At 66.5% G+C, this 12,966-nt stretch carries 14 protein-coding genes; 9 read left to right on the forward strand and 5 right to left on the reverse strand.

Going from position 1 to position 12,966, the window contains the following annotated elements; translation table 11 throughout:
* Positions 1-37: 37 nt before the first annotated feature.
* On the forward strand, positions 38-1,069 hold the full coding sequence (locus tag ACTODO_RS01010) for a cation diffusion facilitator family transporter (protein ID WP_003790372.1): 1,032 nt from the start codon (positions 38-40) through the stop codon (positions 1,067-1,069).
* A 103-nt stretch (positions 1,070-1,172) separates the two neighbouring features.
* Here ACTODO_RS01010 and ACTODO_RS01015 read toward each other — a convergent pair whose 3' ends face one another.
* From ACTODO_RS01015 to ACTODO_RS01030, 4 genes are all read right to left on the reverse strand, one after another.
* The gene (locus tag ACTODO_RS01015) at positions 1,173-1,469 is read right to left on the reverse strand and encodes a ferredoxin family protein (RefSeq protein WP_003790375.1); all 297 of its coding nucleotides are present in this window, start codon (positions 1,467-1,469) and stop codon (positions 1,173-1,175) included.
* A 26-nt stretch (positions 1,470-1,495) separates the two neighbouring features.
* A complete protein-coding gene (locus ACTODO_RS01020; RefSeq protein ID WP_003790377.1) occupies positions 1,496-1,933 on the reverse strand; it encodes a hypothetical protein in 438 nt (145 codons plus the stop codon).
* A complete protein-coding gene (locus tag ACTODO_RS01025; RefSeq protein WP_003790378.1) occupies positions 1,915-2,124 on the reverse strand; it encodes a hypothetical protein in 210 nt (69 codons plus the stop codon). Before ACTODO_RS01025 ends, ACTODO_RS01020 begins: the two co-directional genes overlap by 19 nt.
* A gap of 753 nt (positions 2,125-2,877) precedes the next feature.
* On the reverse strand, positions 2,878-4,185 hold the full coding sequence (locus ACTODO_RS01030) for a protoporphyrinogen/coproporphyrinogen oxidase (RefSeq protein WP_003790379.1): 1,308 nt from the start codon (positions 4,183-4,185) through the stop codon (positions 2,878-2,880).
* Between the two features lie 135 nt (positions 4,186-4,320).
* Between ACTODO_RS01030 and ACTODO_RS01035 the strand changes: the two genes are divergently transcribed.
* From ACTODO_RS01035 to ACTODO_RS01045, 3 genes are read left to right on the forward strand one after another with little or no spacing between them, the layout of a single operon-like run.
* Positions 4,321-5,196 (forward strand): MerR family transcriptional regulator, encoded by an 876-nt coding sequence (locus tag ACTODO_RS01035; RefSeq protein ID WP_003790381.1) that lies wholly within the window; start codon positions 4,321-4,323, stop codon positions 5,194-5,196.
* Positions 5,189-6,103, forward strand: coding sequence for an ABC transporter ATP-binding protein (locus ACTODO_RS01040; protein ID WP_003790382.1), 915 nt, complete (start codon positions 5,189-5,191; stop codon positions 6,101-6,103). Before ACTODO_RS01035 ends, ACTODO_RS01040 begins: the two co-directional genes overlap by 8 nt.
* Positions 6,100-7,701 (forward strand): ABC transporter permease, encoded by a 1,602-nt coding sequence (locus tag ACTODO_RS01045; protein ID WP_003790384.1) that lies wholly within the window; start codon positions 6,100-6,102, stop codon positions 7,699-7,701. The genes ACTODO_RS01040 and ACTODO_RS01045 overlap by 4 nt, the downstream gene beginning before the upstream one ends.
* A gap of 27 nt (positions 7,702-7,728) precedes the next feature.
* Here ACTODO_RS01045 and ACTODO_RS01050 read toward each other — a convergent pair whose 3' ends face one another.
* On the reverse strand, positions 7,729-8,520 hold the full coding sequence (locus ACTODO_RS01050) for a YhfC family intramembrane metalloprotease (protein WP_003790387.1): 792 nt from the start codon (positions 8,518-8,520) through the stop codon (positions 7,729-7,731).
* 189 nt (positions 8,521-8,709) lie between these two features.
* Between ACTODO_RS01050 and ACTODO_RS01055 the strand changes: the two genes are divergently transcribed.
* The 5 genes from ACTODO_RS01055 (at position 8,710) to ACTODO_RS01075 (ending at position 12,951) form a co-directional block, all read left to right on the forward strand.
* Positions 8,710-10,116: an endonuclease/exonuclease/phosphatase family protein gene (locus ACTODO_RS01055; protein ID WP_034511767.1), complete on the forward strand. Its 1,407-nt coding sequence runs from the start codon at positions 8,710-8,712 to the stop codon at positions 10,114-10,116.
* Positions 10,117-10,385: 269 nt separating this feature from the next.
* Positions 10,386-10,691: an AbrB/MazE/SpoVT family DNA-binding domain-containing protein gene (locus ACTODO_RS01060; RefSeq protein WP_003790393.1), complete on the forward strand. Its 306-nt coding sequence runs from the start codon at positions 10,386-10,388 to the stop codon at positions 10,689-10,691.
* A 30-nt stretch (positions 10,692-10,721) separates the two neighbouring features.
* Positions 10,722-11,645, forward strand: coding sequence for an ABC transporter ATP-binding protein (locus ACTODO_RS01065; RefSeq protein ID WP_003790394.1), 924 nt, complete (start codon positions 10,722-10,724; stop codon positions 11,643-11,645).
* A 3-nt stretch (positions 11,646-11,648) separates the two neighbouring features.
* A complete protein-coding gene (locus tag ACTODO_RS01070; protein ID WP_003790396.1) occupies positions 11,649-12,398 on the forward strand; it encodes an ABC transporter permease in 750 nt (249 codons plus the stop codon).
* A gap of 4 nt (positions 12,399-12,402) precedes the next feature.
* Positions 12,403-12,951, forward strand: coding sequence for a hypothetical protein (locus ACTODO_RS01075; protein WP_003790397.1), 549 nt, complete (start codon positions 12,403-12,405; stop codon positions 12,949-12,951).
* Positions 12,952-12,966 lie beyond the last annotated feature (15 nt).

The raw sequence follows: 12,966 nt of genomic DNA on the forward strand, positions 1-12,966 counted from the left end.
CTCTTCACCAGACTCGTCAAAGACGTACAGTAGGAACATGGCCGACAACCGTCCTACCCCCTCCCCCGGCGCCGGTTCCGCGCGAGAATCGGCCCCCGCCTCAACCCACATCGACGAGGCCGTGGCTCACTCCCACGATCACGCGTACTCCCCGAGCGGCGAGCATGGAGGCCACTCCCACGATCATTCCCACGCGGGGGCCTCGACCAAGCGCCTCGGGTGGGCGCTCACGGTCACGGGTGCCATCGTTGTCGCCGAGCTGGTCGGCGCTTTCTGGTCCGGATCCCTGTCGCTGGCGGCGGACGCGGGGCACATGGTCGTGGACGCCTCCGGCCTCGTCATCGCGCTGATCGCCGCGCGCCTCATGCGCCGCCCGCGCGACGAAAAGCACACGTGGGGGTGGGCGCGCTCCGAGGTCCTGGCTGCCACCCTGCAGGCCGGCATGCTGCTGATCATTTGCGCGATCGTCGCGTGGGAGGGCGCGTGGCGACTACTTTCTCCACCCGAGGTCGAGGCCGGACCAATGCTCCTCGTCGGCATCATCGGCTTAGCCTCCAACGTCGTGTCGCTGGCGATCCTCGCGGGCGGGCGCGACGCGAACCTCAACATGAAGGCAGCATTCCTGGAAGTTGCGAACGATGCCCTAGGTTCGGTCGCTGTCATCGTCGCCGCCGGTGCCGAGTGGGCCTTCGGGTGGACGCGCGCCGACGCGATCGCTTCACTCCTTATTGCAGCGCTCATGGCACCACGCGCACTCACCCTCCTGCGCCGCTCCGTCGCAATCCTCATGGAGCAGGCGCCAGCGAACGTGGACGTCACTGAGCTGCGCGCGCACATGCTGGACGTCGACGGCGTGCTCGACGTGCACGACCTACACGTCGCTGCCGTCTCGTCTCACCTGGTGACCGTCACGGCGCACGTGACCGTGTCGGAACACGCCGACGGGCCAAGCCGGGACAGAATTGTCCACCAGCTGGGCGAATGCGCGTGCCATCATTTCCCTATCGCGCATTCGACGTTCCAGCTCGAATGCGCGCAGCACGCGAGCCACGAGCACATTGAGCACTAAGCGACACTTCACCTCCATACACAAACGGTGAGGCGGCGGGATCTTCACGCTCCCACCGCCTCACCACAGGCACAACTCTCGGCCACGCCTTGTGGGGTTTGAATCAGCCCTCGCGGAACATGATGCCGAAGCTACCGCGCGGGTAGTGCCACTTGAGCACACCCTTCGGTGCCACGGCCAGGCAGGTGCCGCACTCGAGGCACGCCGCGTACTCAACGCCGACGGTGCCGTCGGCCTCGACCGAGTACACCTTTGCCGGGCAGACGCGCTCGAGCAGAGCGCCAGCACCAGTGGCGCGAGCGAGTTCCTGATTGACCTCGATGTGGGATTCTTCCTCATCCAGGTAGTAGGTGTTCCCAGCCAGGCGGGCGGGGACACTCTCGATGACGAATTGAGCCATTGCTCGTCCTCCTTTCAGAAATCTCGTCACAGGGCGCGGATGCCCGCGAGGACATCGCCCATGATCTGCGTCAGCTTCAGGCCCGACGCCTTGAGGGCGTCGAGTCCGACCTTGCGGATGTGGCGCCTCGGCGTCAGGTCATGGTTGAAGATGCCATAGAACACCCCGGCGGCGAGCTTGCCGTAGTCCTTGTACATGCGCGGGCGCTCCAGGAAGGCCGGGGCCTTCGCGTAGGTCGCCATGTCCTTGCCGACAAAGCTCTCGTCGAGCAGGGCGCGGTACTGGTCCATCGACTGCTGTCCGAAGTCCATGGTCTGGAAGGCCTTCTCGATGGCTTCGGCAGCCGCCAGCGCGGAGCCAGCCGCCAGGTCCATACCACGGATGGTCAGGCCCGTGTTGAGGGTGAAGCCCGCGGCGTCGCCGATGATCATCAGACCCGGGCGGGTCAGATCGTGCGCCACCATGGCGGGACCGTCCTCAATCGTGAGGTGGCATCCGTACTCGAGGCAATCAGCGCCTTACCCAGCGGGTCCTCAAAGACGTACTGCAGGTAGACGGGGGTGTAGATGATGGAACTGCCGATGGAGACCAGAACGAGCAGGAAGAAGCGGTGTCCGCGCGACAGATCGTTCGCGTGGCGCTCCTGGGTGAGCATGCTCAGCACTGCGACCACCTTTCATGAAAATGAGAGGCTGGGAAATCAATTTGTTGACATCGACCCGCGACTATGTCTCGTATCTTCATCATTGAATGAAAAACCAGGTATTTGTCAACGTCGAGCCACTATTCTGATCACCGTTAATCATCATGAAGCGTGGCTACCAGTAGCACTCGCGGAACTTTGTGCGGTCAATGGTATCGAGAGCGAACCAGGTCAACCCCGACCTTGGTCCCAGATTTTTTCCCGCAATTCCGGACCTTACGCGTCCAAAAGTGACCTATGCCAGCAGTGGCGCGGACGGTGCTAAGAGCGCGTTTATTGCGGACGATCTTGGTCCATTTGTCAGCTTGTACTGAAATGTTCATTACTCCATAAAGAGCTAGTCATCCGACACAAAAAGGTCTAACGAATTACACGCCGATTCCACCTCGGCACACTTACACTCTCATCACATACATTGTCTGACATATTTTCATTCAGACCCAAAAGGGAAATTCAATCGACAAACATGATGAATTATCCGACGCTCATCGTCGGTAATAACACGGTGTGCTATGAAGCCGGATTCTTCAGGCACCACAGGTGCGAGACAATGGACCACCAGACGGCACGAGACAAACTATCCCTACGCAGCCCACGACAGCTTCGCCAGTTACGATCGCCAGCACCACAAACCGCTACCGCCCCACAGATCTTGCTAACACGCGATGACCCGCGCACGCTCGACTCGGCGCAACCGCATGTTCCTCAGTCGCGCTCGCCCGATACCCTCGCACAGTTCGCTGCCCATAGGCCCGTCAGCGCCGCCGAATCCGACCACGGGAATGCCAAGTAATCACCCGCGAGAATCACCGGCCCCGTATGCTCCTTGCGATAGCGGTGAACCTGACTGACTCGCCCAACCCGGCAGGTCGGCATCGCGTGAGGGATCCTGACGACGCGGCTCGCTTCCAGATCAACGGCGTCGCCCACAGTTGGCGCGAGCTCGCACACCGCCGCGACCGCCCGAGCGGTCACCTCAGTGTCGGACTCCCCCATGACCATCGAGCGCTGCGCAGCCTCCCCATCAAACATGACGGTCACGGCATCTACGCCCGGCGCCGCATGCCCCGCGCGGCTCGCCACACACAACGCGGCGATGGGGCCAGCCTGGCTCGGCGACGCAAGGAGACCGTACGCGCCCCCCAGCTCCCTTTCCTCAAGGCGCCGGCTACACGCGAGAACGACCAAGAGACCTGAGCTGTAGGGTGTCGACACGAGCTGAGCTTCAAGCGGGGACGGATCTGCGAGGAGCGAAGCGGCTGCGGGTGCTGGAACAGCCAAGACGATCCGGTCCCCCTCCACCACGGTCCCGTTGTCGAGGACCAAGGCGGCGCCGGCCTCATCGCGTTCGACGCGAGCAACGGGAGCCTCGTAATGGATCGACAGTCCCGCGGCCAACGCCCGAGGTATCGCCTCGAGCCCAGGATCCGCGGTGAGCGTGACGAAGGGACGCGCGCCGTAGGACACCATGGCCAGCGCCGCCGACGCCGACGTCTGCGCAAGATCCTGAAAGTAGTATCCCCGAAACGACGAGCCGATGACCGCGCGGGTGAAGGCCTCGCCAAAGCGAGCGGAACACCATTCGTCGGCGGGCACGTCGATATCGGCCCAGTGGGCGGGATCAGCCGGGTTGGCTTTCGCAAGACGTGGGAACTGACGGGCCAGCTGCCAGCCGGCCCGGGCGGCGTCACCCCATCCGATCACTCCGGCGCGCACCATCGAGTACGCGGAGGGACCGTAGGTGAGCGCCGCCGAGTCAACGATGAGCCCTGCGCGTGAACGAATGGGGCGCAGCGGCACCCCGAGGCGCTTGGCTATACGGGGGATAACACGGTAGGTCGAGGACAGAAAGTTCGCACCGACCTCAACCCGACAATCGGCCACCGTAGCCGTTTCAATACGACCACCCGCTCGCTCGCTCGCCTCGTAGAGCACCACGTCCTGGCCGCTCCGAGCGAGCGCGTCAGCGCATGCAAGTCCCGAGATCCCTGCTCCGACCACCAAGGTTTTCATGACGCCATGATAGCGTCGCCCAGCAGCACTGCGGCGCCGAGCCGCTCGGATCTTGGGGAACACATGCCGCGACTACAGCGTTCACGAGCCTGTTTCTTGCACCCCCTTGACAGTGACGTAGGGTCACAGTGTTCGATGGGTTCCATGAGAGTCAAAGAGCTGGCTGACCTCGCGGGTACAACGACGCGGACGGTCCGCTACTACCACCGAGTGGGCCTGCTCCCCGTGCCCCCACTCGTCGCGGGGCGCCGCGACTACGGCATCGAGCACCTAGCGCGCCTGCTGCGCATACGGTGGCTGGCCGAGTCCGGGATCCCCCTGGCGAAGATCGCCCAGATGCTGCCCGAGGAACCCGCCCAGGGGCGCAGCGCCGTCGAGGCGGACCTGCTCGCCACGCGGGCGCAGATCGACGCCCGCATCGAGGTCCTGCACCACCAGCGCGCCCGCATCGATGAGCTCGTGGCCAGGGTGCGCTCCGGCGAGGCGCTCTCGCCCCTGCCCATCGTCCTGGAGCGCTTCTACGATCATCTCGAGGACCTCGTCGAGGACCCGGCCACGCTGCCCATCATCCACACGGACCGGCGCATGGTCCTGGCGCTGGCGATCTCAGGCCTCATCCCGGCCTCGCTGAGCCCGTTCATTGAGGGGCTCAGCGACGAGGACCGCCGCGCGGTGGTCCGCATGCTCACCACGTTCGCCACACTCGACCGCAGCCGCTACCCCGGCACCTACGGCGACGAGGAGAGGGAGCGCGTCATCGAGGAGCTCGAGGAGGCCGAGTGGGCCGTCCTCGAGCGCAACAGGGCCACCGCCCTCGCGTTGCTGCGCGACCTGCCCAGTGGCGGACCCGGGCACCTGCTGTGGAAGCGGGTGGCCCGGCTGTCCAAGATCGGCTACCCCGAGCCCGACCAGAGGCGCGTCATTAGCGACCTGGTTCGCCGCTTGCAGGCGGACCCGGAGTTCGGGCCCGTGCTCGAAGAGAAAACAGGAAAGGACTGGAGCATTGTCTGATCTCATTGAGGCAGAGGGCCTCGTCAAGAGCTTCGGGAGGGTCAAGGCCCTAGACGGCCTCGACCTGGGGATCACGAAAGGGCAGATACACGGCTTTCTCGGCCCCAACGGCGCGGGGAAGTCCACGACGATCCGCGTGCTGCTCGGCATGTATCGGGCTGACGGCGGCCGCGCCCAGGTCATGGGGATGGACCCCGCCCACGAGGCCTCCGCCATCAACCGCCGCCTCGCCTACGTGCCCGGCTCGGTGAGCCTATGGCCCAACCTCACGGGCGGGCAGGTGCTCGACACCCTGGCGGGCCTGCGCGGATCGCGCGACCGCGCCCGCGAGGAGGAGCTCACCGAGCGCTTCGACCTGGACCTCACCAAGAAAGTGCGCGCCTACTCCAAAGGCAACGCACAGAAGGTGGCGCTCGTGGCCGCCCTGTCCGCGCCGGTGGACCTGTTCATCCTCGACGAGCCGACATCGGGCCTGGACCCCCTCATGGAGCGGGTCTTCACGGACGTGGTCCGCGAGGCCGCCGACGGGGGCGCCACCGTCCTGCTGTCCAGCCACATCCTGGCGGAGGTGCAGGACCTGTGCTCGCACGTGACGATCATTAAGGACGGGCGCACCGTGGAGAGCGGTGACCTGTCGTATCTGCGCTCCCTGGCCGAGACCGCCATCCGCGTCGGCGTCGGGGAGTCGGACGTGCGGCGCCACCGCCTCGTCGAGGCCCTGGCCGGGCTGGGCGCCCCCGTCCGCCCCACCGGCACCCGCGTGGAGACCCGCGTCCCCTCCTCCCTGGTGCCCGGGGTCCTGAGCGTGGTCGCAGAACTGGGCGCGGACGACATCCAGGTGGAGCCCGCCAGCCTGGAGGACCTGTTCATGAGCCACTACTCGGGGAACCAGGGGGCACGGTCATGAGCGCATTCACGGGACTGCGGCGGTGCCTGGGGCTGGCGACGCGCCGCTACAGGTGGCAGGCGCTCGCGTGGATGGTGCCGCTGTGGCTGTTCCTGCTGGGCCATCCGATCGCCCTGCAGCGCACCTACCCCTCCTTCGAGGAGCGCACCGCACTCCTCACCCAGATGCGCGACGCGCCCGGCGTGCGCCTGCTCTTCGGCCCCCTCCCCGCCACCGGCGGCGTGGGAGAGTTCGCCAGTTGGGAGGACGGCGGGTACCTGCTGTGGTTCGTGGCGATCATGGCGATCATGCTCACGACCGCGCTGGCCAGGCGTGACGAGCAGGACGGGCACGTCGAGGTCGTCCTCGGGGCAGGCGCCGGCCGCTGGGTGCCCTTCGCCTCGGCGACCGCGTGGGCGCTGGGCGCGATGGCGCTCACGGGCACGGGTCTGGCGGTCTCGCTGATCGGCGTGGATGCCGTCGTGGGCGAGACGCCCCTACGGGGGGCGCTCGTGTTCGGGGGCGTGGCCATCGCCCAGGGATGGGCTTGCGCCGGGATCGCCCTGGTAGCCTCGCAGTTGGTGCGGGACACCTCGGCTGCGCGAGGACTGTGTTTCACGGTCCTCGGGGCGGCCATCACTGTCCGCGTCCTGGCCGACGAGACGGGAGCCGCGTGGCTGCGGTGGCTGAGCCCCCTGGCCTGGCGGGATGTCGCCGAGCCCTTCGGGGCGGAGCGCGTATGGGTACTCGCCGTCTTTGCGCTCGTGGTCGCCGCTCTGGTGGCACTGGCAGCACTGCTTCACGCCCGCCGGGAGCTGCTGGGGGCGGTGTTGGCCGACCGCTCGGTGTCCGCCAGGCGGTGGCGCGTGCGCAGCCCGCTGGGCCTGACCGCGCGCCTGGGCGTTCGGCGCCTGGCGGCCTGGGCCTTCGCGCTGGCGCTCGCGGGGGCGCTCTTCGGCGCGATGTCGGGCGGGTTGTCCGACCTGATCGCCAACAACCCGGCGAGCGCCGCCTACGTCGACAAGATGGCCCCCGAGATGCGGCCCGTCGTCCAGTACACCACGTTGCTCGCGGTCGTGATGGTGGCCCTCGTGGCCACTGCGGTCGTCCAACGGGTGCTCGGCCTGGCTGCGTCGGAGGAGAGGGGGCTGTCCGAGGCGGTGCTGGCCTGCGGGGTCCCGCGCACGCGCACGCTCGTGGCGGCGGTGGCCGACGCCATCGGCGCCGGGGTGGTCCTGCTCCTCGTGTCCGGGGCAGCACTGGCGGCGGCGACGGCCACCCAGGTGAGCGAGGACCACGCTGCCGGTCGCGCGCTCGTCTCCACGCTCACCCAGCTACCGGGGGTCGTGGCGGCGGCGGGCATCGCCGTGTTCCTGGTGGGAGCTGCGCCCCGGTGGCGGTCCCTGGCGTGGGCGGTCATCGCGTGGAGTTCCTTCGCGCGTCTCTTCGGGGGCCTCATCGACATGCCGGCGTGGGCACAGGACCTGTCCGTCCTCGGGCACGTGGCCGACCCGTGGGGGACGACCCACTGGCTCCCCTTGGCCGTCCAGCTCGGCGTGGGCATCGCGTGCTGTGCTGGCGGCCTCGTCGCCTACCGAGTGCGTGACATTCCAGCGTGAGGGCACAGCCTGCCGCCCGTCGCTCGCTCACGAGGCCTGCGCGGCCCCGCGGGCGAGCGGCGCCGTGGTGGAGACGTAGATTCGCCTGACCGCCAGTGCGAGGACGACGGTGACGATCAGCGCCCACCCCAGCGCCACGAACACGCTCACCGCCCCGCTCTGATACAGGGCCGTCCCAGCGTCCGCGAGGGCGTGGGCGAGGATCGCCCCGAGGATCCACCAGCGGCGGATCCGCCCCGTGAACGCCATCCAGACCAGGACCGAGAGGGTGATGTGCAAGGCAATGGCGATGGCGCGCTCGCCGATGCCCAGCAGGTAGAGCGGCGCGGGGGTATTGATGAGTGAGTCGAGCTGGTGGGCGACGGTGTCGCGCTGGGCGTCGGGCAAGCCGGCGAGGAACGCCTCGCTGGCCCCCGCGTTGATGATGCTCACCGAGGTCACGAGGCTGGAGACCATCCCCACTCCCACGAGCAGCATTGCCTCGATGCCTCCGTGTCCAATGCCCGCCCCGAGCGCGCGCCCGACGTCGTCGGGGCGTCGATCGCTTGCTCGCAGCACGGCGAAGCCACACACCCGCCCGAGCTCCTCGAACACTCCGGCCGCGAGCGCCCCGTAGAGGGTGTAGAGGGCGGGGCTACTGCGCAGGCTTGGGACGGCCGCGAATACAAGCGAGTGCGTTTCACCTTCGAGGAGGAGAGCAAACACGACGAACACGAGCGCGCCGACGGCAGCGGACCACAGGGAGAAGCGCCACCTGCGCCGCACAACGACGAGGATAACGATCGGCAGGACGAGCGTGGCTAGAGCGCTGACGCCCATGGATACCAGGGAAGCTGTTGAAACCATGGAAACCTCGATTCGTTGGTCGGGAAGGGGAGCCGACGAGCGCCCGTACGGTTGAGGATACTCCCGGTCCCCACCCACCCGTACCACATCCTTGTTTGTTGCCCTCCCGGGGATCTACCATCTGTTGTACCCATCCCAACGGTGTTGAAGGAGATTACGGCGATGAAGCCCCTCTCGGTCGCCACAGCGGCCTGCCTCCCCCTTGCTCTATGCCTACTACCGGCTGCCCCCGCGCTCGCCGATCCCGCGCGGTCGGCGACAACCGATGCCCTCACGGTGGCCACGTTCAACGCCAGCCTCAACCGAGACTCTCCGGGGCAGCTTCTCGACGACCTTGCCACGTCAGGCAATACCCAGGCGTCCAACGTCGCAGAAACCATCCAACGCGTGGATCCGGACATCATTTTGATCAACGAGTTCGACTACGACGCGAATTCGGCGGCTGTTGACCTCTTTCGCACGAACTACCTCGAAGTCCCGCACAACGGCGCCGCCCCCGTCTCCTATCCCTACGCCTGGTCGGGTCCCGTCAACACCGGCGTGCCCAGCGGCTTCGACCTGGATAAGGACGGGACGAACAACGGCCCGAGCGACGCCTGGGGTTTCGGCAAGTTCCCGGGTCAATACGGTTTCGTCGTCTACTCGAAATACCCGATTAAGACCGACCAGATCCGCACGTTCCAAAACTTCTTGTGGAAGGACATGCCGGGCGCCCTCCTTCCGACCAACGCCGACGGCTCGGGCTGGTACTCCGACGAGATACTCCAGCGCTTCCCCCTCTCGTCTAAGACGCACGCCGACCTGCCGGTCGATGTCGACGGCACGACCGTCCACGTTCTCGCCGCTCACCCGACCCCGCCCTCGTTCGACGGACCCGAGCAGCGCAATAAGAAGCGTAACTTCGACGAGATCCGCGTGTGGTCCGACTACGTAGCGAACCGGGCCGACTACCTCTACGACGACAATGGCGTCAAGGGCGGCCTGTCCACCGATGCGAACTTCGTCATTCTGGGCGACTACAACTCCGATCCACTGGACGGCGATTCGTACCCGGGAGCCATCGACCAGCTCCTGACCAGCCCCCGAATCGTCGACACGATGCCGACCTCGCAGGGCGGGCCCAGCGAGGCGAAGCTCCAGGGTGGGGCCAACCTGAAGCACAAGACGGATCCGAAGTACGACACAGGCGACTTCAACGACGATCCGCGGCCGGGCAATCTGCGCATCGATTACGTGCTGCCGAACACGGGCACGCAGGTCGACGAGGCGCAGGTCTTTTGGCCAACCCGCGACGACGAGCTGTTCCGTCTCACCGGCCTCCATCCCTTCCCGACCTCCGACCACCGCATGGTCTGGACAAAGCTGCGCTTCCCGGCAGCAGAGCCACCGGCACCGGAACAGCCAAACCCCGGTGATCAAGGGCAGGCGGGCCCCTCGGGAGCAGGCAAGTCCGGCAAACTGGCGAATTCGGGCACGCATGTCGGCCTTCTCGGCATGATCGCCCTCACGGCGGGCCTGGGCGGCGCTCTCCTCATCGCCCAGCGTCGCGCGCGCCGTCGCCGGGCGTAGCCGCGATCACTCAACGCCTCGGGGCGGGTCTGATTGACCCGCCCCGAGGCGTTTCGCATGCGACACGGGATTCCTCGCGTGTCAGCCCGCCAACTGGCCGCCTCCCGCAGATGCATCTGTGCGTCCACAGCGGCATCGCACCCATAGCCCGGACACAAGATGAGGGGCGGGTCACATGCCGATCCGGGCGTAAGTAGATCCGAAGAGGCATATAATACATATATACATGTTTTGCATGTTATGTTGGATTTAGCAGAGAGGCTGGCACTATGACACCACGAAACCCCGCACACATCGGCCCCGGCGGGCGCGGCTTCTTCGGAACCGTCACCGTGGGAACTCGAGGACAGGTCTCGATCCCCGCCCAGGCTCGCAAGTCCCTCGGACTCGAACCCGGCGACCAGCTGGTCGTCCTCACCGACCCAGCCCAAGGCCTCGCCCTCATCCCACTATCGGTTCTCGTCTCCCAACACGCGGACACGAACCCCATCGCGGCTCTCGTACGCAACACCATGGCGGGCAACACGCCCCCCGAGGCGGACAGCGGCCCCGCAGACGCAGCCCCCGCCTCGTGACACCTGTCAACAGCATCTTCAGGAGAAGTTATGACAACCCCAGCTATCCGCGCGACGGATGTCACCAAGCGCTACGGCGACCTCACCGCTGTAAACGGCGTATCACTGGAGGTCCACCCCGGCGAGATCTTCGGAATCATCGGCCCCAACGGGGCAGGCAAGACGACGTTCATGGAATGCCTTGAGGGCCTACGCCACCCCACGAGCGGCACCATCGACGTCCTGGGTGAGGACCCCTCCCGCCCCTCCACACGATGGCGAGAAAGGATCGGCGTCCAGCTACAGACAGCGGCCCTGCCCCCCAAGATCACCGTCAACGAGGCGATGGCACTCTTCGCGTCCATGTACTCCAACCCCGCCGACCCGGCTCAACTCCTTAACGAGCTCGGCATCGCAGCCAAGGGGCGTTCCTACGTGGACAAGCTCTCGGGCGGACAGCGCCAACGAGTCTTCATCGCTCTCGCCCTCTTGGGCAAGCCCGACGTCGTGTTCCTCGACGAGCTGACCACAGCCCTCGACCCGCAGGCACGACTGGCCATGTGGGATGTCGTGCGCTCCATCCGACGGGGCGGAGCCACCGTGGTCATGACCACCCACTACATGGAAGAGGCTGAGGCCCTGTGCGACCGCGTCGCCGTCATCGATGCCGGCCGCCTCATCGCACTCGACACCGTGCCCGGCCTCATCGCCTCCATCGCGAAGGGCACGAAGGTGCAGCTGCGCACCTCCCAGCAGCTCACCCGCGGCATCGTCGACGAGATCGACGGCATCAGCGACGTGATGATCGCCGGGACCTCCGTCTCGATGCTGTGGTCGGGCAGCGGCATCCCCCAGGCTGCCATCGCAGCCATCGAGGCCACCGGCCTCACCGTGACAGACATCCGTACCAGCTCCCCCGGCCTCGAGGACGTGTTCCTCGCACTCACCGGCCGCAACATGCGTCAGGAGGCGTGAGCCATGCGCACCTTCATTCAACTGTGCCGCGTCACCGCGATGCGCGCACTGCGAGAACCCGTCACCGTCATCTTCACGCTTCTGTTCGCCCCCGCCTTCATCGGGTGCATGGGCCTCATCTTCGGCAACAACCCGGTACCCGAGTTCGGAGGAAAAGGATTCCTCGAGGCAAACTTCACCGCTTTCCCCGGGATCGTCATCGCGATCAGCGCGCTCATCATCGTCCCCGTCGACCTCGTGACCCAGCGGGGGGCGGGCGTACTGCGCCGCTTTCGCGCCACCCCACTCAACCCGGCCCTCTACCTGGCCGCCGACGTTGTCTCCCGTTTGACGCTCGGCCTCGTGTCCTTCACCACCATGTACGCCATCGCCGTGCTCGGCTTCGGGGTACGCCCCGCATCAGCCGGAGCCTTCATCTCCGCACTCGCAGCTACTATGCTCGGTCTAGCGGCTTTCCTGGCAGCGGGCTACCTCATCGCCGGGCGGTTCCGCAACGTCGGCGCCGCACAGGGGCTGGGAAACATTCTCATGTACCCACTCATCTTCACCTCGGGTGCCGCGGTTCCCCTGGCGATGCTCCCTCCCAGTATCCTCTCCATCGCGAAGTACTCGCCGATGACGCAACTCACCTATCTCACACGAGGCCTGTGGGATGGCGAGGGATGGGGCGAGCACTGGATAGCCGCTCTCATTCTCCTTGTGTTCGGCACCGTCTGTGCCGCAGCTGCGGCGCGTTTCTTCCGCTGGGAGTGAGGCCATGAGTCCTCAGGCACCCCACGGCCACTCGACGGGTCGCCCGCCCGGACGCTGGGCGCGCGTCGCCTGCTGGACGGCCTTCATCAGCGCCCTCTTGCCCGTGGCGTGGAGAATCGGGATGCTCTGCGGGGCGGACCTCGGCTTCTCCCAGGCAGACTTCTTCCGTTCCAACGCCTCGGCCACGGCCTACGTCCTGGGGCTCGAGGCCATCCAGGTCCTCGCTGGAACCCTGTGCCTCGGCCTCATCTACCCCTGGGGTGAGCGCGTTCCCCGCTGGCTTCCCCTCCTCGGCGGACGCGAGATCCCCCGGCTCTTGCCCCTCGCGATCGGGGGGACCGGGAATGCCCTGCTCTACTACATCAATGGCACCCTGGTGATCAGGTTCGGCTCTGTGTGGCTGGGCCTGGCCGAGGGGCAGACCCCGGCCGACGGAATGAACCACTGGCAACTGGCCATCCTGGTCGCAGCCTACGCCCCGATGCTGCTCCTGTGGGCTCCCGCCCTCACGATCGGCCTGATCGGCTACTGGCGTCGGCGCACAACCCGATAACACAGAGGGGGCCGC

The sequence above is a fragment of the Schaalia dentiphila ATCC 17982 genome, assembly GCF_000154225.1.
Classification (GTDB): Bacteria; Actinomycetota; Actinomycetes; order Actinomycetales; family Actinomycetaceae; genus Pauljensenia; species Pauljensenia dentiphila.